This window comes from Sphingomonas sp. (genome assembly GCF_048595155.1).
GTDB lineage: Bacteria > Pseudomonadota > Alphaproteobacteria > Sphingomonadales > Sphingomonadaceae > Sphingomonas_I.
Window position 1 is genome coordinate 37,093 of record NZ_JBMDXN010000038.1, and the last position, 24,897, is coordinate 61,989.

Here is a 24,897-nt window from a genome sequence, read left to right on the forward strand (position 1 = left end):
CGAAAGGCGCATGAGGTATGCGGAGGCCGGCGCGGCCCCACCGTTAGACGCGCCTGCTTCGCCGCGGATCAGCGCGCGGTGATGGAGGTCGGCACCACGTTCCAGCCCCGCAGCTTCACCGCTACAGCGCCCTTCGCCGCACTGGCGGGGTAGCGCACCTCGATCCGACGTTTCTCGCCGGGCATCAGGGACACGTAATTGTCCGTGAAGTAAGCGGGCAGGATCTGGGCGCCGTTCGAGCCGAACAGGGTGAGCTTGGTCGCGAGCGCCGCAGCCGGGCCGGTATTGGTGAGATCGACGCTGGTCACGCGATCCGCGCCGTCGTTCCGGCTGGAGGCGGTGGCGGTCACCTTGACCTGCGGCATCGCGCCGAGCGCGCGATAGGCGGCCTCGTCGCGGCCTTGCCAATAGGTGTTGCGCGACAGGATCTCGCCCGATGCGCTCGTCACGTCCAGCGCGACCAGGACGACCCCTTGCTGAAGCGCCGGGGCAAGATCGAGCATGAAGGCATCTGCCGTCAGGCCGGCAGCGGCTGTGATCGGCGCGCTGCGTTCGCTGACCAGCGTGTTGTCGAGCGTGGTGACGCGGGCGTGCACGGTCGCGCCGGCCAGGGCCGTACGTCCGTTATTGACCACGATCACCTTGTAATCGGGCAGGTTCATCTGGACGTGGACCGGCTCCGACGCTTTCTTGGTGCCGTAGAAGGCGGCATGCGTATCGTAATCGGAGGAGAAGATCTGCCAGGCGGAGGACGGCCAGGCCGGCTGGGTCATCCAGAACATGCGCGCGCTGTTGGTGGTCCACAGCCCGGCGTTGAAGCCTTCGAGGATGGCGCGGTAGCTCACATATTGCAGCATCTGCGCCTTGCGCTCGAAATCCCCCAGGCTGGTGGCCGGTCCGAATTCCGTATCCATTGCCTTCATATAGCTGGCGACGGCGCCATTCCCGGTCTGGTGCCAGTCATGATAGGCCCAGACGTCGCTGATCGGCCATTGATCCGGGGCGGGAATCGTCCGCTTCCAGCTTTCGAGCGTCGGGAAGCTGGGCGTGCCGAGCTCGACCGAGAAACCCTTGGCATGCTCGGTGAAATAGGAGGCCGGCTCGCGCCAGTTATAGGGGCCGCTATTCTGGAGCGAGATGCGGTTGGACGACGCCATATACAGGCGCGTGCCGTCTTCCTGCTCGATCAGCTTCTCGATGCCCTCGTTTAGGATCGGCTGCGGCACGCCTTCGTTGCGCGGGACCCAGACAACGATGGAGGGATGATTGCGGAAGCGGCGGACGACGTCCTTCGCATTGGCGAGGAACAAAGGAACGTCCTGTGCCTCAATGTTATAATCCTGGGTGGATTCCCAGAAATCGTTGAACACCATCAGGCCATATTCGTCGGCGAGCTCGTAGAAGGTCTCGCCGGTATCCTGGCCCATCCAGTTGCGGATGATGTTCATGTGCGCGTCGCGGTGGAGCTTGAAATAAGGCTCCTGCCGCGCGCGATCCACGCGTTTCATGAAATCGTCCATGCCGATGCTGCCACCACGCGCGGCGATGCGCACGCCATTCACGCGCAGGACGAGGAAGGGGGAGAGGCCTTCGTCCCCGGCGATCGGCGTGATCGCGGGCGACGTCTCCCCGCCGGTTGCAAAGCTGTAGGCCCAGCCGTTCGGCACCTGCCGAATGGCTTGATGCCGATGATCGATCACCTGCTGGTGCAGCGAGCGCGCCTTGGTGGGATCGACCAAGACACGGCGGAGCGCGCCCTGATGGTCCATCAGGGACAATTCGTATGTGATCTCCCGCATGCCGAAGCGGACGTCCTTCGCATCGGAGCCGCCGGCGGTGAGATGGAGCATATGCAGATCGGGCGCACCATAGCCGTTCGGCCACCAGAGCTTCGGATTGCGTACGGCAAGCTGCGGGAACTCGGCAGGCGTGAAGGCGACGGTGGTTTCGCCCGGCGCCAGTGTCACGCTTTTGGTGACGCTGACATCGTCGAAGGCGGCGCGCAGCTCGGTCGTGACCGGCCGATCCGTCACATTGGTGAGGGGTACTTCGATCGCGACGTTGGCGATGCTGTTGTCGGCATTGGGTAATGTCGTGATGACCTGCGCGTCGCCGATCTGCACATCGCCGGTAGCCACCAGATCCACGCCCTGCCACAGACCGGTATTGCGATCGCGGATGGTGGGGATCCAGTCCCAACCTTCGGTGGCCGAGAAGGTCGGGCCATCCAGCATCATCATGCCGCCATTCTCACCCACACCGGCCGTCAGCGATTCCTCATGCGTGATACCGGCATGGGGTGGGGGAGAGACGCGCACCGCAATGGCATTGCGCTGGCCCGGCAACAGCTTTCCGGTCACGTCGAAGCGGCCGCGAATGAAGGCGCCCTTCATGTCGCCGACGCGCACGCCGTTGACCCAGGCTTCGGCCGCGTAGTTCGCGCCTTTGAAGAGCAGGGCGAGATGCTTGCCGGCGGCATCGGCGGGCACGTCGATCTCGGTGCGATACCAATAATCCTGGTGGGCAAGCCGTTCCGGAATGGCGAGGTTGTTCAGGCCATAAGCGGGATCGGGATAGACGCCACGATCCACCAAGGTGGTCAAGGCGGTGCCCGGCACGGTCGCGGCATACCAACGGCCCGCGCCATAACCGGGGCGCGAGATCGTCGCCCCGTCCGGCGCCTGCAAGGCTGATCCTTCGGCCATCCGCCAGCCGGCGACCGTCCAAACTCCGGGCGCGCGCGGCGATAGCGCCGGCCCTTTAGCTTCCGGCTTGGCGACAGCTTTCTGGGCGGGGGCGCCGCTCTTGGGCCGGGTCCATGCCGGTTGCGGAGTCACCTGCCCCGCCATCTGGCGAACCTGCACCGGCCATGTCGGGCTGGAGAGCGTAAAGATGGTGAGGTCGGGGTCGGGCGCCCGCCCGGCAAGCGTGCGGATCTCGGCCGCCGGGATGGCCGTGGGAGCATAGCGGAAACCGGCTATGCGTCCGCCAAAGCCGCCGCCGCCGAGCCGGGCTTCGCCGCTGAGCTGCGCGGCTGTGGCCGGGCCGCGCGCAACGTCCCGCCCATCGACGTAAAGATGCGCGACGCCCTTGTCGGCCGTGGCGGCAAGCAGCGTCCAGCGCCCGATCGGCAGCCGCTGTGGCGCACGGACGAGGCCTTGCGCTGACTGCAAGGCCGGAATGCCATCGACCAGCATCAGGAATAGGCCAGAGCCGGGCGCGCCGATCCCGGCGAGAGTGGCCGTACCGGCCGGCATGATGCGGGGCTCGATCCAGGCCTGCATCGTCCAGCTGTCGGTGGCGGGAGCAAGGCTGCGGGGATCGCCGATCGAGGCGACATATGAAGTGCCACCGGCTGCGACGTCGACATTGAAGGGGCCGATCGTCGAGGGCGTTTGCGCCAGCAGAGGCAGTGCAGTTGCCCCGAGCAGCACTCCACCCAGGCGTTGGAGGCATTTCATTCGTCTTCTCCCCGTTGGCGCGTCAGCTTCGCGGCCGATGCCTATGCTGCCCATGATCATGACCTAGCCAAAAAGGAAAATCAATTTACTTATCTTCTTGATTCCGATCGAGGATGATGGGCTTTTTCAGCTATGTTCCGGAACATAGATGCATATCTGCATCCGAACTGACGGCGGGTCGTCTGACGATCTCTGACCGGGATGGGGCAAGTTTAAGCGCCGCTAGGCAGCGTATCCTGGTACGTGAGCGTGAGGCGCGTAGGTCTGTAGATGCGACCAACCGGCCTCGGCTGAGCCGCCATACAGGAAGCGGTCATCGGCTCCAGACTACCGTTCTGGCGCAAAATCATGGCGCATTTGTCATCAATTTGCTGCACTGCAGCATCACAAATGGTCCGTTCTCTAAGTTGATACGTCAGGAAAGGCGGCTAACATGCTGCACACGCGAAATAACGCTGCGCTGACGAGCCCGGGTTCTCAAGGGGGTGACGAGTTGAAACAGGTGAGCGTTGCCGTCGCGATCGCGACGGCAGGCCGGCGCGATACGCTGAGCCAGGTCTTGGGTGAACTCGTTCACCAGCAGCGGGCGCCCGCGCGGGTGGCAGTATGCCCCGCCAAGCCCGAAGATGCCGATTTGGAGGCTTTTGCGCGACTGCCGTTCAAGGTCGATGTGGTCAGCGGACCCGTAGGGCTTTGCGCTCAGCGCAATGCGTTGATGCGGCATCTATCCGACGTCGATGTCGTCCTGATGCTGGACGACGATTTCGTGATGGAGCCCCATTACGTCGGCGAATGTGCGGACCTGTTCGCCCGCCATCCGGATGTCGTGATGACCACGGGTGAAGTGATCGCAGACGGTATTATGGGGCCGGGACTGGAACTGGCTGACGCGCAAGCAAAGCTCGCGGCGGATCGGATGCCTGGCACAGAACGGCTGCGGGACGTGCATAATGGCTACGGCTGCAACATGGCGATCAGGATGGCGCCGGTACGGGCGCATGGCATGACGTTTGACGAGCGCCTGCCTCTTTATGGTTGGCTGGAGGATGTCGATTTCAGCCGACGGATCGCCGAATATGGTCGGATCGTCAAAAGTCAGCGCTGCCGCGGTGTTCATATGGGTGTGAAGCGGGGGCGCAGCCCAGGCAAGCGGCTCGGTTATTCGCAGGTCGCCAATCCTTATTATATGTGGCGCAAGGGTTCCCTATCGGCGCGGTTCGCCTCCATCCAGATGGCACGCAACCTCGCTTCCAATTTCGGTAAGATGCTGCGGCCAGAGCCGTGGGTCGATCGGACGGGCCGCGTGCGCGGCAATCTGCTGGCCATGAGCGATCTGGTGCGCGGACGGATCGATCCGCAACGCGCGCGCGAGTTGAGCTGAAGAATATGGCAACTACGCATCCCGCGCCCGCAGGCGTGCTGTCCGCGCGCGGCCGTGAAGAACCGGTCAAGGCCGCGCCGCGGCTCGGTTGGGTCGACGTCGCCAAGGGGATCGGCATCGTGCTGGTCGTTCACGGACACGCGATCGACGGATTGATGTCCGCCGGCCTGTTGTCCCGCGCCGGCCTGGCCGCGTTCAGCTTCTACGCTGTCTATTGCTTCCACATGCCGCTGTTCTTCCTGCTGAGCGGGCTGTTCGTGCCGGGGCAGATTGCGCGCGACCGGCGGCGGTTTGCCTGGCGGCAGATCGGATCAATCGTCTGGCCCTATTTCCTCTGGTCGATCATCCAGATCACGGTGCTGTATCTGGCGTCCTCCTACGTCAACAAGCCGCGTGAGCACCTGGATTACATCCAGATATTGTGGGCGCCACCCAGCCAGTTCTGGTTCCTCTACGTGCTGTTCCTGTTCCACATGGTGTCCCGCCTGCTGGTGCGGCGCGATACGATCGTCCCGATGCTGGTCGCGGGTGCAATCGCATTCGTCGGCTTCCATATCCTGTGGCCGCGCATGACGATCCCGCACTTCTTCAGCGAATTGCTGATCTTCTACGCGGTCGGCACCGCGCTTGCTGGGCAGATGGCAGGGATTCCCGCAGTCATGGCGCGGTTTCGCCTCCCCATTGCGGCCGCGTGCCTGCTGGTCGTCCCTTATATGTGGTTCGGCTTCACCCGGGGGCTGGGCTTCGACTACCTTGCGATGATCCCAGCCACGCTGATCGGGATTTGTGGCGTGCTCGCTGCGGCGACCTTGCTGTCCGGGCGCGCGGCCGCCTTGTTCCGCTACTTGGGGGAACGGGCGATGGCGATCTACGTCCTCCACGTCCTGTTCGTGGCCGGCACGCGCATCGTTCTGGCCAAGGCCCTGCATCTTCAGAATGGCGCGCTGCTGTGGCCGATCCTGTTGGGCGCGGGCGTCGTGGGGCCGATCGTGGTATTCGAGATTGCCGCTCGGGCCGGGTGGAACCAGCGTCTTGGGCTGGGTGCCAAGCCGCGCGCAGCAAAGGCCAGCAATGCCTGAGCTCGCCATCAACGGACGCTTCCGCCATCAGCGCCTGACCGGTGTGCAACGCGTTGCGGCGGAGATCACGCGCCGGTTGAAGACGCCCTATCGGATCGTCGAGCCTGCCAAGGATATGAATGGCGGGCGCGGACATCTGTGGGAGCAGCTGGTGCTGCCGGTGCGTGCAGGCGGCAAGTTGCTCTGGGGGCCGTGCAATACCGGGCCGATCGTCAAGGCGCGGCAGATCGTGACCATCCACGACGCCGCCGTCCTGGAGCATCCCGAGTGGTTCTCGCCCAATTTCGCGCGCCTCTACGGCCAGCTGCTGCCGCTGCTTGCGCGCCGGATCGACCGCGTCGTGACCGTATCCGAATTCTCGCGGGAGCGGCTGAGCGCGCTGCTCGGCATCGGGCTGGATCGCATCGCGGTCGTGGCCAACGGCGTGTCGGATCACTTCCGTCCGGTGCCGGCGGCCGAGCGCGAATTGCCGCCGGCCTTGGTCGGCCGTCCGTATTTCGCTACCTTGTTCACCCGCGAACCGCGCAAGAATCTCGACCTCGTCCTGAAGGCCTGGAAGGCCGCGCGCCCGCAATTGCCGCCCGAAACGGTGTTGGCGGTGATCGGCGGTCGCGGCGCGGCGGGCGTATTCGGGGAAGGTCGCGGCGAAAGCGATGTGGGCGATGATGGCGTCGTTCATTGCGGCTATCTGCCGGATGCGGTGCTGCCGGCGGTCCTCTCCGGCGCATGGGGGTTGGTCTATCCGAGCCTGTACGAAGGCTTCGGATTGCCCGCACTGGAGGCGATGGCCTGCGGTACGCCGGCCGTCGTGACGGCGCTCACCAGCCTTCCCGAAGTGTGCGGGGATGCCGCGCTCTATGTGGACGCGCTCGATCCACGCGGGCTGGTCGATGCCTTCCTGACGCTCGCGGATGATCCGGCGCTGCGCACCAAGCTCGGCGCCCAAGGGATTGCCCGCGCAAAAATCTTCAGCTGGGACGGTGCCGCCGCCCGGATGGACTCGATCCTCGCGGAGCATTTGTGAGACAATGAAGGTAGCGATCATCCACTATTGGCTGGTCGCAATGCGCGGCGGCGAGCGCGTGTTGGAACGGCTTCTGACGCTGTACCCGCAGGCGGACATCTTTACCCACGTCTATGATCCCGATGCGATGTCGGCGCTGATCCGATCGCACAAGGTTACGACCAGCTTCATCCAGAAGCTGCCCGGGGCGACGCGGCGCTATCAGAGCTACTTGCCGCTGATGCCGTTGGCGCTGGAGCAGTTCGATCTGCGCGAATACGACCTCGTCATCGCGTCCGAAGCCGGCCCGGCCAAAGGCGTGATCACGCGGCCCGATGCGCTGAGCCTCTGCTATTGCCATTCGCCGATGCGCTACATCTGGGATCAATATCCCGTGTATCGCGCGCAGGCCGGCGCGGTGACGCGCATGCTGATGCCGATGCTCAGCCACAAGCTGCGTCTATGGGATACCGTCAGTGCATCGCGGGTGGATAGCTTCTCCAGCAACTCCGCGTTCGTGCGCTCGCGCGTTCGCAAATTCTACGGCCGGGATGCACAGGTGATCCACCCGCCGGTGCCGATCGACGATTTCGCCATCGGGGAGGCGGGCGACCATTATCTGTGGCTCAGCCAGCTGGTGCCGTACAAGCGCCCCGACCTGGTGGTGGACGCGTTCAATGCCAACGGATTGCCGCTGCTGATCGTCGGCGACGGTCCCTGTGCTGCCGACGTGCGCAAGCGTGCCAAGGGCAATATCCGGTTCGAGACAAGGCTCAATTATGCGGGACTGCGTGATGCTTATGCCCGCGCTCGTGCGCTGATCTTCACGGCCGAAGAGGATTTCGGAATCGTACCGGTGGAGGCCCAGGCCTCCGGCCGCCCCGTGATCGCTTATGGCCGCGGTGGCGCATTGGAGACGGTTGTCGATGGATCGACGGGCTTGTTCTTCTACGAACAGACGGCGGATGCGCTAAACGACGCGATCCGTCGCTTCGAGGGCTGGCTGCCCGGGTTCGAGCCGGAAGTGGCGCGGGAGCATGCGCGCAAATTTGCGCCGGAGCGGTTCGATGAACAGTTCCGCGCCTTCGTGGAGCAGGGCATTGACCGACGTTTTTCCTGACGCCGTGCCAACAAGGGCTCAAGGTGGTGGTGCGAAGCGCCACCTGATCATCTTCACGACCGATGCCGGCTTCATGATGCCGACCATGTCGGTGATCGATCAGCTGCTTGCGCAGCCGCGGGTCATGGCCCTGGCCGACATCATCGTTTACCTTGTGGATATCGACCAGGATCGCCGTCGCGCGCTGGAGGATGCGTTCGGTCATTTGCCGGTCCGCTTCGCCGAGATTCCGCCTGAGCTTTTGCAATTGTCCGGCGACGTCAGCTTCAATCCCACCCACGTGCCGCATTCGACCCTGGCCCGGTTGTCGCTGGGGGATCTGCTGCCCGATCAATATGATCATGTCCTGTATCTGGATGGCGACATCCAGTTGCTCGGCGATATTACGCCGCTGGTCGAGCATCAGGTTGCTCCCGGCAAGATCGCTTCCGTCAACGAAGGCATCTGGATGTATCAGGGCGACGGCGGCGGCTATTGGCGCGGGATGAGCGCCTATCTCTCGGGGCTCGGCCTGCAATCGCCCTATGATTACTTCAATGCCGGCATATTGGCGTTCCGGCGCGATACCTGGCGAACCAAATCGGCCGAAGCGCTGCGCTTCTTCACCGAACATTCCGACCTGTGCCGCTTTCATGATCAGAGCGCGCTGAACTTCGTGTTCAACGGCCAGCGCGAAGTGCTGTCGCCGCTCTATAATTATATCTCCAGCTACGCCGATCTTGGACTGGCCGATCGGCTAAAGCCCAGGATCGTCCACTTCACGGGCGCGGCCAAGCCATGGTTCAGCGGCGCGCGTCCCTGGAAGGGGCGGTTCCTGCCTTACTATGACGCATTGCGTGCCCGTTATCCGGTGCTGGCCGAGTTCGAGAAACGCAAAAGCGCCGATGACATCGCGAAAATCGATCGCGAGGTGGAGGCGCGGCACCGCAAGATGATGCTGATGACACCCTGGCGGCCGACGCTGCGCCGGCGGAAGCTGCTTCGATATTTCCAGGATACCCGCTTCGCTTTTTGAGCGAGCCAAGACAAAGATAGGAACTTGCCCATGCGGCTTATCGCGCTCCTCGACACCAGTGTTTCGTCCGACAATCTCGGCGACGAGATCATCATGGATGCGGTTCGGTACGAATTGCTCGATGCGATGCCGGATGCTTATTTCACGACGGTAGCGACCCATGATTATCTCGGTCGCATCGGCCGCAAGATCCTGAAGCAGTGCGAGTTCGGAATCCTGGGGGGCGCCAATTCCATGTCGTCGCAGATGCTGCGTGGCGCGAACTGGAAGATTTCTCCCCTGGATCTATCGCCGATGCAGGACAAGGTCGTCCTGATGGGGGTGGGCTGGCAGGATTATCATCCCAATGCCAGCCGCTACGCGCGCTATGTTTATGAGCGGGTGCTGTCCAAGAAATATGCTCATTCCTTCCGGGACAGCTACACGCTCGGCAAAGCGCAGCAACTTGGCCGCAAGACGCTCAATACGGCGTGCCCGACCATGTGGCGGCTGGACGCCGCCCATTGCGCGACCATCCCCACCACCAAGGCGGACAAGGCGGTTGCCGCGCTGACCTTTTATCGACCGGATCCGGACAATGATCGCAAGCTGATGAAGCAGATCTGCGATAGCTATGGCAAAGTCTATTTCTGGAGCCAGCAGGCGGAAGATTGGGAATATCTGCAGTCGCTCGGCCATTTCGATGTCGAACTGATCCATCCCAATGTCCGCGCCTATACCGACGTGCTGGAGAATGAAGAGGTGGATTTCATCGGCAGTCGTCTGCACGGCGGGATCCGCGCGATGCAGAAGCGTCGGCGCGCCTTGATTGTTATCGTCGACAATCGCGCCGCGGAGATCGGGCGCGACACCGATCTTCCGACCGTTGCCCGGGACAATCACGCCAAGATTGCGGCCTGGATCCAGGGCAGCGACCCGGTCCGGATCAAATTGCCCACTGAGGCGATCGATACCTGGCGTAATCAGTTCGCCTGACGCTCTTCAAATCGCTTGGAGTACATGATCGGCGGGTGGGGTGCCCCACCCGCCGTTTTTTTGGTCCGCTCAGGATCGGCTGAATGCCGTCTTGAGGTCCTTCACCAGCGCACGGGCGGTCGTCAGAACCAGCCCCCCATAGAGCGCGGCACCCGCCACGATCAGCACCGCGACACGCGTCGTCGGATGAAGATCGTGCAACAACGGCCGCAGCAGGAGCAAGGCCAAGCCCATCACCACCGCAGCCGCCAGCGGATGGAGGATTGCGGTCAGCACCGGTCGGCTTTCGATTCCCGTGCTCCGGCGCAGCAAATACATGCTGAGCGGCAAGGTGAGGTAGGTGCGTGCGACATGGGCGATGACGACGGCGATGAGGCCGAACGGCGCCGCGATGGCGGTGATCACCGTCGCCGATGCCACGATCGCTGAAATGCCCAGTGACGCCTGGTCGGATCGGCCCACCGCCGCCATGGCCGGCCAGGTGAAATATTGCAGCGTGATCGGAATGGCGCTGAGGCACAGGATCGACAGCAATTCGCCGCTGGCCGCCCATTGGCGTCCAAATGCCAGCGGCACCAGATCGGGCGCGACGATCGCAAGGCCGAAATAGGCCGGGAAGGTCATCAGAGCCGACGTTCGGACCAGACGAATGAAGGCGCGCGACAGGGCCGGGCGATCCTGCTGAAGGCGCGACAGCGTCGGCAGCGCGACCGATGTCAGCGGGTTCACCGCAAACTGGGTGACCATGTCGAGCACGCGCGAGGCAACGCGCATATAGCCCACTGCCGCCGGCCCCATGAAGAAGCCGAGCAGGAAGTCAAAGATACGTCCGTTCAGCGACATCAGGAAGGTCACCAGCGTCATGTGCGCGCCGAAGCCCGACATGCGGCGGAAGGCGACCATCGAGAAGCGCAGGCGCGGGACCCAGCGGCAGCTGATCCAGATGAAGACGACCGAGAAGAAGGATGCGATCAGGCGTTGGACCACCAAGCTCCACACACCATAGCCGCCGATCGCCATCGCCACGCCGACGGCACCGCCGATCAGGTTGGCGATCAGCGTGCGGACGGCGAGCGCCTTGAAGCCGAAGGATCGGGTCAATCGCCCTTCGTGGGTGGCGCTGAGCGCCGTGATCGGCAGCAGGGCTGAGAGGGCTTGCAGCACCGGCCCGAGCGCGGGGCTGGCGAAGCTGCGCGCGATTGCCGGGGCCGCCAGGAACAGGGCTGCGCCCATGACGAGCGAGAGCGCGACGCCGCTCCAGAAGCAGGTATCGGCTTCCAGTTCGTCCAGTGTTTCGCGCTGGATCAAGGCTTCCGGCAGGCCGGCACGCATCAGCGGAGTCATGATCTCGATGAACGACACCGCCAGCGCCACCACGCCAATGTCCCCCGGCGAGAGGAAGTGGGTGAGGACCAGAAAAACGAGGAACGAGGTCGCCTGATTGCCGATGATCTGCACACCGGACCAAAGCGTGGAGCGCGCGACATGCGCCTTCAGTGACATGATGGCGCAATCCTTTGGATATTGGTGAACCGCCGCGCGTTTGAAAAGCGAAGAAACAAGGTCAAGCTTGGATCCGTCCAAAAGACAATGATGCACTGCAGCAAAGTACGCTGCGGGGCGGAATCGACGACCCGAAATGGCAACGGCACATGAATTACTTGGAAATTCATGCTAGAAAAGAAGATGAGAGGGTAGAAAGCCGCGATGACAAGAGTAGCCGACGCAATGTCCATTTCCCCCATTTTGCCGCCAAATTCGAATGGGCGAGGCAAAAATGACGTGCCAAGAGCGTCACTTGGCGACCTCCACGAAGGCGCGCGCCGCTTAGAACGCGCCGAATCGGCCGCCGAAGGACCCTGGGCGGCGACCCGTGCGCGGCCGCAAAAGCGTGGCATATCGCTGTTGGCATGGGGAATCGCAGCCCTTGTGAGCATTGGCCTCTGGGCGGCAATCCTCTTTCTGATCCGCTAATTGGTCTAAATTGGGGTGACATCAGGGTTGTTGCGACGCAGCAATTCCGACACTGCCGGCTGACAGGCAGTTAGGATTTGCATGATGACCGACACCACGCCTCGTTCCATCCTCGTCACTGGCGGCGCCGGCTATATTGGTAGCCATGCGGTGCTTGCGCTGCTCGCCGCGGGTTATGCCGTGAGCGTTATCGACAATCTGTCGACCGGATTCCGCTTCGCCGTTCCTGCCGACGTGCCCTTCTATGAAGGCGATATCGCCGATCGCGCGCTGCTTGACCGCATCCTTGCCGAGCAGCGTATCGAAGCGATCATGCATTTTGCAGGGTCGATCGTCGTCCCCGAATCGGTTACCGATCCGCTCAAATATTATGGAAACAACACGGTTAACAGCCGCACGCTGATCGAGGCGGCGGTGCAGAACGGCGTATCTCGTTTCGTCTTCTCTTCGACTGCGGCCGTCTACGGCGAGCCGGACGGAGCCGGCCCGATCCTCGAAACCTCGCCGACCGCGCCGATCAATCCTTATGGCGCATCGAAACTGATGACGGAATGGATGCTGCGCGACGTCGCTCGCGCCCATGATTTCGCTTACGTGGCGCTGCGCTACTTCAATGTGGCCGGCGCCGATCCGGAAGGGCGGACGGGGCAGTCGACTGCCGGCGCCACCCACCTGATCAAGGTCGCGTCGGAAGTGCTGGCGGGTAAGCGCGACGGCATCGCCGTGTTCGGCACCGATTATCCGACGCCGGACGGTACCGCCGTGCGGGATTATATCCACGTGAGCGACTTGGCGGCCGCGCATGTGCTCGCACTGGACCATCTGTTCGCCGGCGGCGCGTCGATGGTCGCCAATTGCGGCTATGGCCAGGGCTTCTCGGTCACGGAAGTGCTCGACGCGGTCGAGGCGACGATGGGACGCAGCGTGAACCGCCGCATTGCAGAGCGCCGCGCCGGCGATCCGCCGATGCTGGTCGCCGACAGCGCGCTCATCCGATCGACCTTTGGCTGGGAGCCGCAGTGGCGCGACATGGGCTTGATCATCCGGCATGCTGTTGCATGGGAGGACAAGCTGCGCGCCATCCGGAGCGAATCCCAAGCCGCGTAAGGCAGGCGGCATCCACCGCGTCCGCGCCATCAGCCGGAATTCTTCGGCTGATAGGCGCGGATATAATCGATCTGCATCACCGACGGATCCGGCATGCCGTCGATCGGCCAGCCGCCGCCAGCGGCCAGATTCGTGAGTAGCATCATCCGCTGCATGAATTCCGGTCGGGACGGGAATTGCGCGACCGGCTGGCGATCGAAGTAAATTGTGATGAAATCGGGCGCGATCGAAACGCCATAAAGGTGGTAATCGCTGGTCGCGGCACCGGCCGGGATCGCGATCCGGGCGCTGCGGTGGTAAAGATCCTTCCCGTTCTGCCAGAGGTGCAGATTGGCGTAATAGCCCTTATTGTCAGCGCCATAATATTCGACCGCATCGACCTCGGGCTTCAGATCGTTGGGTCCGCCGAGCGAACCCAGCCAGAAGGCCGGCCATACGCCCGCTCCCTCCGGGAATTTGGCGCGCATCTCAAAATAGCCGCCGCCCTGCTGGAAACCGTTGCCCGACGGATCGGCCGAAGACAAAATTCCGGAGCCCCATTTTCCGTCAGGGCCGCGCTGCATTTTGATCGTAAGCACGCCGTTCGCGACCTTAAAGGGGCCATCGGGAGTGGGATCCAGGAAGCGTGCCGAGCCGAAATCGCCGTTCCAGGGCGTGTGCGCGGTCCAGCGCGTTCCCGGCCCCTTGGACGACACGTCGAGTGTGTCGAACTCATCGCCGAAGGTCTGGCGGTAATTGTCGAGATTGATCGGATTTCCGGTCGGGCTCTGGCCCGAAACGCTTTCTCCTCCGACGACGGTCAATCCTGCGATCATCACGAGAAGGGCGGCACCGATCGCACCATGGCGGAGCAGGTTGTTACGACTTTCACGCTGGGTCATGAGACACCTCCTGACGGGGCTTATTTCTACCGGAAAGGACGTTCGGCACACATAGCTTCCGCCAGGGCTTGGCACGCCTCGCCGTGCTTTCCGTCCGGCGTGGCGGGTTCTTGGTTTTGCTCTTTCGCTGATGCAGCATATTGAGCGAAGGCGCGCATCCTTTCTCATCGCCTACGGGGCAATTTCTATGGCCTATGCACTATTCTGGAGCATGTTCGGCTGGACCATGCTGCGCCGCCGCGAATGGGCGCTGCCGTTGCTGTTTTGCGCGATGAGTTTTGGTGCCTTTTCGGTTCTGCCTCCGGCAGCAACCGGCGGGATCACGATCCTGCCGCGCACCTTGTGCGCGGTGGCTCTGCTCGCAGTGGTCCTGCTGGAGCGGGACGGGCTTAGCAGAGCATGGACCTTCATGACGGATCCCCGGCGGCTGGGCCTGCTGACCGCCTTCATGGTCATGGCGGTTATCATCAGCCTGTTCATGCCACGGCTGTTTGCGGGCCACGTCACGATCATGGGCCTCAATTCGACCCAACCCGAGCTGCTGAAGCCGTCGATGACGATCTATACGCAGATCATCTACCTGACAGCCTCCTACTGCGTTGCGTTGGCGGTGAGCCTGATCGGAACGACCCCGGAAGGGCGGCGAACCATCGCCAACGCCGTGATCCTCGGCACCTTGTGCGCCGTCTTCACCGGCGTGTTGGACGTCGCCACCCACGGCACCAACCTGCTCGCCCCGTTCCGGACCGCGACCTACCGGCTGCTCCTGGTCGGTGAGATATTGGGCTCGTCGCGCATTGTCGGCCTGATGCCGGAGGCGTCTGCCTATGGCGGCCTGTGCGCCGGGTTCGGCACGGCGGCATATTTTATCGGTCGGGTGATCCCGGCTGAGGGATGGTGGGGCAAGCTCGCGCGCATCGCACCCTTTATGGCGCTGGGCATGGCGGCCCTGTCGACCTCATCCTCCGCTTATCTGGGCCTTGGCATGTTCTGTGTCGTGGCGGGGCTGGACTGGGTGATCCGGTTCATGCGTGCCACTGAGCCGCAGGAGCGCCGGACGCTGTTCCGCGAATGCGCAATCGTGGTGACGCTGTTATTTGTGGTGGGTTTAGTTGCGCTGCTCAACAGCAAGGCCTTTGCGCCGGCCTATCGCATGATCGACCTGATGGTCTTCCATAAGTCACAGAGCGCCTCCTACATCGAGCGCAGTACCTGGAACCTGGTATCGTTGCGCGCGCTGGCCGAAACATATTGGCTGGGCGTGGGCGTCGGCTCCACGCGCAGTTCGAGCTGGCCGGTGGCGCTGGTCAGCGGCACCGGCGTGCTGGGCGGCGCTCTGATGGCGGCGTTTCTGCTGCGCTTCCTGTCGGCATCGACGTCCAAGGATGCCGATCGGGTCAGTCGCCAGATCCTCTATGGCGCCAAACTGTCGTGGCTGGTCGTGTTCATTCCGGGCGCGGTGTCCAGTCCCAGCGTCGATTTCGGTGCGATGAGCGCCTCCCTGTTCGGGATGGCCGCTGCCGTAATGGGGACGGACGGCGTTCGGGCGATCCGGGATCGTCGGCGTAAGCCACTTGCCCGGCGAGATATCCGCCAGCCACTGGCCCGCACTGGCGCCTGACGGCGCCGGCGCGATCAGTCAGACAGCATGGTGGCGCCGACCACCTTGATACCCAGATCTTCGCAATCGTTGATCAGGCGCGCGGTGGGGCGAACCCGGCTTTCGCCGGCACGGGTGATCACCAGCGCGCCACCGCACGCGGCCGCGATGGTCTGATAGTCGCTGCTTTCGCTGGCGGCGGGCGTATCGAACAGGATGACGTCGCAATTCTTCTGGGCCGCCGCGATCAGATCGTGCAGGGGGGCTCCCAGCAGCAGTTCCTGCGGATCCGGCGGAGCGTCGCCTACCGGCAGGACAGATAGCGATTCCGGATCGCCAATATTGGGATAATCCGCAGTCGCGCCTGCGCCCTTCAGATAACTGGCAAGTCCCAGGCTGCCATTGACGCCGAACAGCTCATGCTGCCGCGGCGAGCGCATGTCGGCGTCGACCAGCAGGGTGCGCAGGCCGATCTGGGCGAAGCTCACCGCCAGATTGGCGGCACAAACGGAACGGCCTTCATGGCGGTTGGCGCTGATGATGGCGAGCGAACGCGCGCCCTCCGGATGCTTGAACCAGCGCAGCGACAGGGCATTGCGCAGCGCCCGGAAATCCTCCGCCTGCTGCGAACGCGGCTGGTGCGCGACGACGATGTCGCGATGGAACAGGCTGTGGTCCAGCACGCCTGCTTGCGCGCGTCGGGCCGCGATCAGCTGACTAAGATCCTGGGAGGAGATCAGTCCCAGCGCGACCGCGACTTCCGCATAGGATTTGCCGCCATCGCCCTGTGCTGCGTCGATTTCCTTCGCCTGATCGGAGGAGATGATGCCCATCCGCACGAGCATCTCGCCCATGTCGGCGGCGTTCTCGCCCGTTCCGGTCGGCGGCATCTGAGGTGCGTCGTCCATCTGATCAGGCTCCTTGCGGTCGCGGCAGAAGGCGACCGATCCGGGACGTCAGCAGACCACCCCGTGCCTCCGCTTTGCCGCCCCGGATCGCGCCGAGGCTGCGCACGCCGAGCCAGGCCTCAATGTCTTCAACCTTGCGCAGCCGCTGATCGGCCATCTCCGAGATGACGGCATAGGCCATGCCCAGGAAGGCGCCGACCACGATGCCCATCGCTAGCATGATGATCGGGCGTGGCCAGGCCGGCTTTGTCGGCGCCGTGGCGGCCGAGAGGACGGAGACGTTGGCCTGGCCGCCCTCGCTCAGGATATTGAGCTGCGCCCGCCGCGCAACAATCTGCTCATAGGTCTGCTTCAGATTGGAGATCTGATCTTTGAGCATCGCGACCGCGTCGCGGTTCGCGCGCGCCTCGATCGCGCGATTGCGCTGGGCGCCCATCTCGGCCGACAGGCGGCCCAGGCTCATGTTGCTTTGTGCGGCCGCCGCGGACGCACCCCGCGCCACCAGCGCCTGCTGCTGCGCGAGCTGCTGCTTCAGTGCAGCGATCTGCTGGTTGATCTGAACGAGATCCATATTGTTTGGGCCGGCATAGCTTGCGAGCTGCGCCCGCTGCGCTTCCAGTTTGGCGAGCTCCGTCTGGATCCCCTGCGTCACCGGGCTGGCAATCGCGTCGGGTAGGGCACCGTTCGAAGCGCGTGCGCCGCGCTGGGCGGCCTCGACCTGTGACGTGGCAAGTTGCGTCGAAAGGCTGTTCAGGCGGTTAACCTCGGCATCGTTATGATCGTCGTCGGAGGTCACGGCGAGCTTCCGCTCCTTCTCCGACAGCGCCATCTGCACCTTGTTGATCTGATCCTGCACGTCGCGGGCCTGCGCTTCGTAGGATGCGACCGACTGGCGTGCGGGATCCGTCTGCAGCCGCAGGTTGATGTCCTGATAGGCGCGCGCAAAGGCATTGGCCGCCGCAGCCGCGAATTGCGCGTCGGGTGCGGAGTAGGTCAGCGATATCACACGCGAGGTGGAGACCGGCGCCACTGAAAGCCCGCTCCCGACCCGATTGACCAGGAAGTTCTGGAAGGACGTGCTGCCGCTCTCACGGAAGGCCGCCTGTTGGTCGGGATCCTTCTCCAGCCCGAGCGCCTTGACGACCTGCATCGCGACCGCCCGGCTGCGTATGATATCCACCTGCGTCGACAGATAATCCGGCGAGAGCTGATCGGCAAAGGACTGGCTGCCCACCGTCTCAGGTGCGCGGACGTTCACCAGCAATTGCGCCGTGGCATCGAACGTGCGCGAGCTGATCAAGATCCAGCCCACTGCCAGCACGCCACCCACCGCCGCGGCGATGGCGATCGCGCGGAGCCGGGCGCGGAGAAGATAAAGGAATTGCAGAAAGGTCATCCGCCGATCCCGTCAAAACAGCCTTGCGCCAACGATCAGCAGATCGCCCGGCTGCAACGCGACATCACCCTTCACCGACTTCTGGACGATCACGGTGCCATCCGGCGCGTGCCGCTCGATCCGCACCTTCGAAGCGCTGCCGCGGTCGGTCAGGCCGCCGCCGATGGCGATCGCCTTACCCACGGTCAGGCCCGGCGTGAGCGGATATTCGCCTGCCTTGGTCACTTCGCCACGGATGAAGAAGGAAGGCGGGGCCTGGACGAAGAAGACCTCGCCCGGCCGGGCGATTCGGTCGCGTCCGCCCGACGCGAGATCGGACAGCGCGAACTGCTCATGCGTGCCGCCGGCGTCGACCACCGACACGAACCCCGAGGCCGCGGTGAAGGTAGTGCCGGCGCGGGCCAGCACTTCGGAAATGGTTAAATTCGGGCGATCCAGGATGATCTCGCCGGGCTTTTGCACCGCACCGAGGACGGACACAGTCTTGCTGTGGAATTCGGTGACGAGCACATTGACCGATGGATCGAGAAAGATGCCGCGCGCCTTCAGGCCGGCAGCCACCATTGTTGCCACCTCGGCGGCCGTCTTGTCGGCGACGGTCAGCTCGCCAATGGCGGGAAGGACGATCTTGCCCTGGTCCGACACGCGTACCGTGCTTTCCATGTCGGTCGCCCGATAAACGCTGACCTTCAGCACGTCCCCGGCGCCGATCCGGTAATCGTCGCCCGGCGTTGCCGCCATGCTCATGCTGCCCGCGAGCAACGCCACCAGCAGCAGGCAGAGGCGAACCACGGCCATGATCCGGCCAGTCGCACCGGCCGGATCACGACGATCCCAAACGATGGATGGAGAAGTCATCCAGTTACACACCACCTGCTAGGATCAATAACAGCCGCGGGCTCGCAGCATGGCCGGCACCGTGCGCAGGATGATGGTCACATCCAGCGGCAGCGACTTGCTGGCGGCGTAGCGACGGTCGAGCTGCACCCGCTCCGTATAGGAAATGTCGTTACGGCCGCTGACCTGCCACAGGCCAGTCAGGCCGGGGCGGACCGAGCAGTAATCCGCGAAATGGGCGCCGTAGCGCTCGATCTCGGCAGGAACGATCGGGCGGGGCCCGACGATGCTCATATGGCCGACCAGCACGTTGAATAGCTGCGGCAGCTCGTCCAGGCTGGTCTTGCGCAGGATACCGCCGGTCGGGGTAATCCGCGGATCAGCGCGCAGCTTGAAATCCTTTGCCCATTCCGCACGCGCCGCGGGATCCTCTTCCAGCAGGCGCGCCAGCATCTCGGCCGCGTTCACATGCATGGTGCGAATCTTCAGGCACGGAAACATCACGCCGCCGCGCCCGACGCGCTGCTGAACGAACAGCAGCGGGCCAGGGCTGGTCAATTGCATGACAATCGCAACCAGAATCAGCAGCGGTGCAAACAGGAGGATGCCGAAGGCCGCTATCAGGATGTCCATCAGCCGGAAAAATGCACGGTCCACCCGGCCATGCGCGATCCCGAATGTGGCGGAAATGCCGTCCTGATCCTGACTGCCGACTGTCGAGCCTTGCCCACCATGAGCGGCCCGGCCCTGGATTGCCCCTCCGTCAAAGGAAGAATTCACCTCGAAATCGCTCGGTTCCAACGGGGTGCTGTCTTTCCGGAAAGAAGCATTGTTAAACATGACGCCCACCTAGATCTACAAGGATTTGATACACAGTTTGCAGCAAACATTCTGCAAACCTGGCTCATCTCTTTTGCCCATACCGCCGGAGCGGCAGGACGTTATTGTTTGCGGCATCCTCAACTAACGCTCTTCATGTTCCCTCTATCGGCCAACGTATTCGATCACCATGCCCGCACGACCCGTTCAAGCCCTGTTTGCGGATCTGGCTGTCGGGGCTTCCCTTAAACCAGCGCCTGATAACCGTTCATACTGGATTAATACTCGTCCATATTGGTTTAACGCTCATCCAAATTGGTTTAACGCTTGTCCAAACTGGTGTAATCACCGAGAGAGCGATCAATGACCGGCCATCTGTTCTAAATTGTGCGCTGCGGTGGTCTGTATGTCAATGGCTACTTCATCCCGTTTATCTACCATATTGCCATGTAATCGGTTGCTTTGGAGCAGAAATATCGTTTGCCAAGCTGACTGTATTCCGTAGCACTTGCCGGCGTGATAGGGGCTTGATGCGGTGCAGCGAGGACCGGCAATGGCCGATAGCTAAGAAGAGCGGATGGTGGTGTTAACTCTCACGCAGGATCGATGGACGAGGAGCGGCAACGTGCGTGCGCGACTCGCGTTGCATGCCCTGCCTGCCTGCCTGATCGCGATCGGCTGGTGCTCACCGGCGGCTGCTGCCGATTGGGTGATCAACGGACATGGCGAGGCGCGGGACGACGACAACCTGTTCCGCAAGCCGGGCGAGCAGCGGCAAAGCGATCAAATCTATTCCGCAGGTGTCGGCGGCCTCCTGAACCTCAATACCGGCGGATTGACGGGTGTTGTCGGGGGCGAAATCAATAGAAGTCTATTTGCGAAGAATGATTACCTGAATAATACAGGCTACATCCTCAATGCCCGGTTATCGCGGCCTAAGGGACGGTTGACATTCGATCTGACCGCCAGCCGCGAGCGGCGGTTGAGCGACTTTTCGGAGATATTCTCCAATATCCGCAACATGCAGACGTTCACCCAGGTGGATGGCCAGGTTCGGGTGAAGCTGGTCGGTGATTTTCGGGCTGTCGTGGGCGGATCGCTGATGCGCAACCAGAATTCTTCGGCCTTCGCATCTGGCTACAATAATAGCAGCGCCAGTCTGGGCTTCGGCTATTTCCCGCCGACCGGTAATTACATCACCTTGCTCTATCAGCAGTCACGCAGCCGGGGCCTGGGTGGGCAGGAGATCGATGTCGACGGTGTGACTCAGCTGTACCGGCAGCGCTATGACGAGCGCCGGATCGGGGCGACGGTTCACTATCAGCCGTCTGCGCTGCTGCTGGCCGATGTGCGGATCGGGTACCTGCACCGGAACGACAAGTCGATTTTCGACAAGAATTTCTCGGGAGTGATCGGCGACGCGACCATTACCTGGCGGCCGCGGCGGACGATCGAAGTCGTCGCGCGCGCTGGCCGTCAGCTGCAGTCGGACGGCTATATCTATTCCGATTCGGTGCGGCAGGATTTCGTGAGTTTGCTGGCCCGCTCCTCCGTGACCAATCATCTGAAGGTGGATCTGCTCGCCTCCTATGCCAAGCAGCATTTCGTCTATGACATCTTGTCCCCGGTGCCGATCGAGCCGCGCACCGATCGCCTGCGGCAGTTGAAGGCCGGAGTCTCTTATGCGCTGAGCGACCGCATGACGCTGCGTCTGGAAGGCCGGCGATCCTGGCGCCGGTCTACTAATGAACTTTATCCTTTCACCGAAAATGCCGGCACGCTCGGCATCAAGTTCGCCTTCGGGCCAGGCGCGAAGATCGTCCGGTAAGGCGGTCCCGCAGCGGCTTGAGCGTCATTGCGGGCTGTCGAGCCGTCGCGACCAATCCTCAACCGATCCCGTCGCCAGACGGCTGGCGGCCAGGTTGCGCCACCCGTCGGCCAGCATCGGCAGCGCTGCAATTTCCCGCAATTCATCGCGATTGAGCGGATCGGCGTAAAGCGTTCGGCATAGCCGCGCGATGGTCCACGCCGCTGCCGGCCGATCAACCAGCGCCAGCCGATCGCCCGGTGCGATCACGCCCTCTTCGATCACGCGATAATACCATCCGGTGCGGCCGCTGGCCTGCACCCGGCGCGCCATGTCGGCCACGCCAAATCGGGCGTTGAGGCGCCAGCACGGCTGCCGCCCCTGACTGATCTGAAGCAGGGCGGTGCCGGCCCGGAACAGGTCGCCGATCGAGACGTCCGCCTCGGTCAGGCCGGTGAGCGACAGATTTTCTCCGAATGCGGCGGACGCGGAGAGCGTCGGCAGCGCGCCCAGCTCAGCATGCCAGGCGGCATAATGATCGCGCGGATAGTGGTGCACGGCCTTTTCCGGGCCACCATGATGGCGAGTGTCACCTTGCGCATCACCCGCCAGCCCGTCGTACGTGACGGCGACCTGGCCGGCCACCGGTTGCTTGTCGATCCCGCTCGTCACCGTGTGGGGGGAAAGAGGCGCCAATGTGCCGGTGGCCACCGCGGCAATGGTCAGCCCGGGGGAAGAGGGGGGCGCTGTCGTCATCAAATCCCGTTCATTCGCGCAAGGACTGGAGCCATGCCGTCAGAACCTGATCTGCAACTCGGGCAAGGCCTTCCGCATGGCGGCCGGCATCGCGGCGGAGAGTGTCAGGATCGATGCCGGCGGTCCGAAGCTCCTCGGCGTGGCCGGTTAGCCAGCTTTCCATCGTTCCGCCAGCTTCCAGGTGAAACTGCAAGGCAAGCACGTTCGCGCCGACCGCAAAGGCTTGATGCGGATAAGCGGCGGTCGAGGCGAGCAACGTCGCGTGATCGGGCAGGTCGAACGTATCTCCATGCCAATGGAGCACGGGCTGATCCGGAGCGATCGTCTGCAGCGGGGAATCAGAGCCGGCGTCGGACAAAAAGACCGGTGCGAAGCCGATCTCCTTACGAGGGCCGGGGTAGACGGGCGCGCCCAAAGCGGCCGCGATCAGCTGCGCGCCCAGGCAGACGCCGAGCGTGGGTCGCTGTGCGGCCAGGCGGGCGCGCAGCAATCGCAACTCCTCTGCCAAAAAAGAATGGTGTGCACCGTCATATACCGCCATCGGCCCGCCCAGAACGATGATGAGCGGGGTGCGGACGGGGTCGAGTGTCCAGAGCTCGTCCTCGCCGGCATTATAATAATGGACGGTATAGCCCGCCTTGCGCAGCGGAGCCTCGAAGAAGCCGAGATCCTCGAAGCCGATATGGCGGTTGGCGACGGCCGTCTTCAGCATATCCCCGCTCCGATCTCGCAGCGCGCGCTTTGGCTCTCGCGCTCATGCTCAGCCAGAAGGGCGGCGGGCTGTTCCTGCAGGAGCGACATGATTTCGGCGCCCAACTGAAGATCGGGAATATGCCCGAAGGTCTGGCGGCGCAGCATCCCGGCGGCGTCGATCAGCATCAGGGTCGGCGTTCCCTGAAAGCCGTAAGTGCGCATTGTCTCGGGGACCGGTCCGGCACCATGCCGGTCGATCGCAACCGGGAAGCCGATCTTATATTCGTGCAGGAAGGCGCGCAGGCTCGCCTCGCCCATAGCGTCATGATGTTCGAACACGGAATGGAGGCCGAGCACGGCGACCTGGTCCTCGTGGAACAGTTGACGCACCCGCCGCAGCTGCGGGATCGTATGTTCAACACAGCCAGGACACAGCATCTGGAAAGCGGCGGCGACGATCGGGCGCCCGCGCAGCTGCGCGAGCGACAAGGGCGTTTCGGTGTTGAGCCAAGCGGAACAATCCCATTCGGGGGCGGGGCGCAGCGGAGCCATGGCCATGATCCTCATGCATTCAGGTGGGGAAGAGGGGGCGGCCGTGGCGACCGCCCCGACGCTGAGCGGTCAAGCAGACCGTAGCAGCTTCACCGGGGGAAAGTCGGTCGGCACGGCGAGCGACACGTTCACGTAATTGGTGAACAGGTTCAGCGCGACATGGGCGATCAACTCGACAATCTGCTCATCCGTGAAGCCGGCAGCGCGCAGTGTTGCGACGTCCTCGTCCGTGGCCTGGCCGCGATCGGCGACCAGCTTGGCGGCGAAAGTCAGGGCTGCGGCGGTCTTCGGATCGGTCGACCGTCCGGCCTGCGCCTCACCCATTTCCTCCGTCGACGCTCCCGCCTTGCGACCGAGCATGGTGTGCGCGGCGAGGCAATATTCGCAGGCGTTGCGGTCCGCTATCAGCACCGCCACCTGTTCGCCGAGCTTGGCGGGAAGCGTACCGGTGCCAAGCGCGCCAAAGGCAGCCCACATCATTTTCAACGCCGCCGGCGAGTTGGCAACGGCCCGGAACATGGCCGGCGTTGCACCGAATGCGGATTGGATCTGATCCAGGACATCCTTGCGCACACCGGTGGCGGAGGCGCGATCGATCAATTCTACTCTGCTCATGACATAGTCCTTTCGTTGGGAGAGGGGCGCCCCCGGTCGAGAGGGAGGTCCGGCCCGCGCGGTCGGAATTGGGGGCAGTGCGTGCGCGGGCCGAGCTTGATCCGGCTATTTCATCACGCGGCCGGGAAGACTGAGATCGCCGCTGGCGACGTCGAACACGTCGGCGACGCAGACCAGCGGAGCGTGCACCGATGCATTGATGCGCAGTCCAGACGTCACACCGTCGAACTTCATGCCCGCCGTGTCGCCAAGCGACGCCGCCGGCACGCGTACGGTGACCAATTTGCCTGAAATGTCGGGGGTGATCCTCGGGCTATCGATCAGGATCGGAATGCCGGGCCAGGTCGGCGGCAATTTGGGCTTGGTGCCTTCCGGAATGTCGCGGACCTTGAGGGCACCTTTGCCGCAGACCTCATCCGGCACGAGCACGACCCAATGGCTGTGCCACAAATCGCCGTCATTGGTTTTGTCGCCATCGCCATTTTCGTCATACAAGGGCGTGTCGTCGAAATCGGGATGCGACGTTACGGCGAAGGCGAGGATGCCCTGATCCTGTTCGAAACCGACAGCACCGGAATTGAGACTGGTGGGCCAGACGTAGGAATAGATGGTGGACCCGGCGAGCTTGCCGACCGGCGTTGGCTTCGATGCGCCCGCCTTTCCGCTCACGGCCATGCGGAACACCAGGTCCGGCCCGTCGCGCACGATCTGCGTGTGCACGATGTCAAAGCTGGGCGACTGCGCGTTGCCGGGCTTGGCGGCGATGTCGTGCGCCAGACCGCTGGTCGACAGCGACAGCAGCACACCCAACCCAGCCAGTCCGGAGAAGATCGATCGTCTCGTCATAGCTTCCTCCTGTTGCATCGCCCGGCTCGCCTCCGAGTCGACAGCGAATGTTAGGAGTGCTAATGATCTATT

At 63.3% G+C, this 24,897-nt stretch carries 21 protein-coding genes; 9 read left to right on the top strand and 12 right to left on the bottom strand.

Features of this window, described 5'->3' with window-relative positions; all coding sequences use genetic code 11:
• Positions 1-68: 68 nt before the first annotated feature.
• A complete protein-coding gene (locus ACOJSI_RS06245; RefSeq protein WP_420137400.1) occupies positions 69-3,461 on the bottom strand; it encodes a glycosyl hydrolase 2 galactose-binding domain-containing protein in 3,393 nt (1,130 codons plus the stop codon).
• Positions 3,462-3,894: 433 nt separating this feature from the next.
• On the opposite strand from ACOJSI_RS06245, the gene ACOJSI_RS06250 reads away from it, so the two are divergent.
• Genes ACOJSI_RS06250 through ACOJSI_RS06275 form a run of 6 tightly spaced genes read left to right on the top strand, consistent with a single transcriptional unit; the run spans position 3,895 to position 10,034 of the window.
• Positions 3,895-4,842 (top strand): glycosyltransferase family 2 protein, encoded by a 948-nt coding sequence (locus ACOJSI_RS06250; RefSeq protein WP_420137401.1) that lies wholly within the window; start codon positions 3,895-3,897, stop codon positions 4,840-4,842.
• 5 nt (positions 4,843-4,847) lie between these two features.
• Complete coding sequence (locus ACOJSI_RS06255) at positions 4,848-5,921, top strand: acyltransferase family protein (protein WP_420137402.1); 1,074 nt, start codon at positions 4,848-4,850, stop codon at positions 5,919-5,921.
• The gene (locus tag ACOJSI_RS06260; RefSeq protein ID WP_420137403.1) at positions 5,914-6,945 is read left to right on the top strand and encodes a glycosyltransferase family 4 protein; all 1,032 of its coding nucleotides are present in this window, start codon (positions 5,914-5,916) and stop codon (positions 6,943-6,945) included. The genes ACOJSI_RS06255 and ACOJSI_RS06260 overlap by 8 nt, the downstream gene beginning before the upstream one ends.
• A gap of 4 nt (positions 6,946-6,949) precedes the next feature.
• The gene (locus tag ACOJSI_RS06265) at positions 6,950-8,044 is read left to right on the top strand and encodes a glycosyltransferase (RefSeq protein WP_420137404.1); all 1,095 of its coding nucleotides are present in this window, start codon (positions 6,950-6,952) and stop codon (positions 8,042-8,044) included.
• Positions 8,025-9,059: a glycosyltransferase family 8 protein gene (locus tag ACOJSI_RS06270; protein WP_420137405.1), complete on the top strand. Its 1,035-nt coding sequence runs from the start codon at positions 8,025-8,027 to the stop codon at positions 9,057-9,059. Before ACOJSI_RS06265 ends, ACOJSI_RS06270 begins: the two co-directional genes overlap by 20 nt.
• Before the next feature lie 30 nt (positions 9,060-9,089).
• Positions 9,090-10,034 (top strand): polysaccharide pyruvyl transferase family protein, encoded by a 945-nt coding sequence (locus ACOJSI_RS06275; protein WP_420137406.1) that lies wholly within the window; start codon positions 9,090-9,092, stop codon positions 10,032-10,034.
• Positions 10,035-10,103: 69 nt separating this feature from the next.
• On the opposite strand, the gene ACOJSI_RS06280 is transcribed toward ACOJSI_RS06275, so the two are convergent.
• Positions 10,104-11,537: a lipopolysaccharide biosynthesis protein gene (locus ACOJSI_RS06280; RefSeq protein WP_420137407.1), complete on the bottom strand. Its 1,434-nt coding sequence runs from the start codon at positions 11,535-11,537 to the stop codon at positions 10,104-10,106.
• Positions 11,538-12,092: 555 nt separating this feature from the next.
• Between ACOJSI_RS06280 and galE the strand changes: the two genes are divergently transcribed.
• On the top strand, positions 12,093-13,115 hold the full coding sequence (galE, locus tag ACOJSI_RS06285; RefSeq protein WP_420137408.1) for a UDP-glucose 4-epimerase GalE: 1,023 nt from the start codon (positions 12,093-12,095) through the stop codon (positions 13,113-13,115).
• Between the two features lie 29 nt (positions 13,116-13,144).
• Here galE and ACOJSI_RS06290 read toward each other — a convergent pair whose 3' ends face one another.
• Complete coding sequence (locus ACOJSI_RS06290) at positions 13,145-13,996, bottom strand: glycoside hydrolase family 16 protein (protein ID WP_420137409.1); 852 nt, start codon at positions 13,994-13,996, stop codon at positions 13,145-13,147.
• Positions 13,997-14,183: 187 nt separating this feature from the next.
• Here ACOJSI_RS06290 and ACOJSI_RS06295 point away from each other — a divergent pair, with 187 nt between their 5' ends.
• Complete coding sequence (locus ACOJSI_RS06295; protein WP_420137410.1) at positions 14,184-15,617, top strand: hypothetical protein; 1,434 nt, start codon at positions 14,184-14,186, stop codon at positions 15,615-15,617.
• A 14-nt stretch (positions 15,618-15,631) separates the two neighbouring features.
• Here ACOJSI_RS06295 and ACOJSI_RS06300 read toward each other — a convergent pair whose 3' ends face one another.
• The 4 genes from ACOJSI_RS06300 to ACOJSI_RS06315 form a co-directional block, all read right to left on the bottom strand.
• Positions 15,632-16,504 carry a polysaccharide biosynthesis tyrosine autokinase gene (locus ACOJSI_RS06300; protein ID WP_420137411.1) on the bottom strand — a complete coding sequence of 291 codons (873 nt, stop codon included), beginning with the start codon at positions 16,502-16,504 and terminating at the stop codon, positions 15,632-15,634.
• Positions 16,505-16,508: 4 nt separating this feature from the next.
• On the bottom strand, positions 16,509-17,900 hold the full coding sequence (locus tag ACOJSI_RS06305) for a GNVR domain-containing protein (RefSeq protein WP_420137412.1): 1,392 nt from the start codon (positions 17,898-17,900) through the stop codon (positions 16,509-16,511).
• A 12-nt stretch (positions 17,901-17,912) separates the two neighbouring features.
• Positions 17,913-18,698, bottom strand: a complete 786-nt coding sequence (locus tag ACOJSI_RS06310; RefSeq protein WP_420137413.1) for a polysaccharide biosynthesis/export family protein — start codon at positions 18,696-18,698, stop codon at positions 17,913-17,915.
• 84 nt (positions 18,699-18,782) lie between these two features.
• Positions 18,783-19,538, bottom strand: coding sequence for a sugar transferase (locus tag ACOJSI_RS06315; protein WP_420137414.1), 756 nt, complete (start codon positions 19,536-19,538; stop codon positions 18,783-18,785).
• Between the two features lie 643 nt (positions 19,539-20,181).
• Between ACOJSI_RS06315 and ACOJSI_RS06320 the strand changes: the two genes are divergently transcribed.
• Positions 20,182-21,384, top strand: a complete 1,203-nt coding sequence (locus ACOJSI_RS06320; protein ID WP_420137415.1) for an outer membrane beta-barrel protein — start codon at positions 20,182-20,184, stop codon at positions 21,382-21,384.
• A gap of 24 nt (positions 21,385-21,408) precedes the next feature.
• Here ACOJSI_RS06320 and ACOJSI_RS06325 read toward each other — a convergent pair whose 3' ends face one another.
• The 5 genes from ACOJSI_RS06325 to ACOJSI_RS06345 form a co-directional block, all read right to left on the bottom strand.
• Positions 21,409-22,119 carry an MOSC domain-containing protein gene (locus ACOJSI_RS06325; protein WP_420137416.1) on the bottom strand — a complete coding sequence of 237 codons (711 nt, stop codon included), beginning with the start codon at positions 22,117-22,119 and terminating at the stop codon, positions 21,409-21,411.
• A 10-nt stretch (positions 22,120-22,129) separates the two neighbouring features.
• Positions 22,130-22,831: a glutamine amidotransferase gene (locus ACOJSI_RS06330; RefSeq protein WP_420137417.1), complete on the bottom strand. Its 702-nt coding sequence runs from the start codon at positions 22,829-22,831 to the stop codon at positions 22,130-22,132.
• A complete protein-coding gene (locus ACOJSI_RS06335; protein WP_420137418.1) occupies positions 22,825-23,364 on the bottom strand; it encodes a redoxin domain-containing protein in 540 nt (179 codons plus the stop codon). The genes ACOJSI_RS06330 and ACOJSI_RS06335 overlap by 7 nt, the downstream gene beginning before the upstream one ends.
• Positions 23,365-23,433: 69 nt before the next feature.
• Positions 23,434-23,979 (bottom strand): carboxymuconolactone decarboxylase family protein, encoded by a 546-nt coding sequence (locus ACOJSI_RS06340; protein WP_420137419.1) that lies wholly within the window; start codon positions 23,977-23,979, stop codon positions 23,434-23,436.
• A gap of 105 nt (positions 23,980-24,084) precedes the next feature.
• Positions 24,085-24,825, bottom strand: coding sequence for a hypothetical protein (locus tag ACOJSI_RS06345; RefSeq protein ID WP_420137420.1), 741 nt, complete (start codon positions 24,823-24,825; stop codon positions 24,085-24,087).
• Between the last annotated feature and the right edge of the window lie 72 nt (positions 24,826-24,897).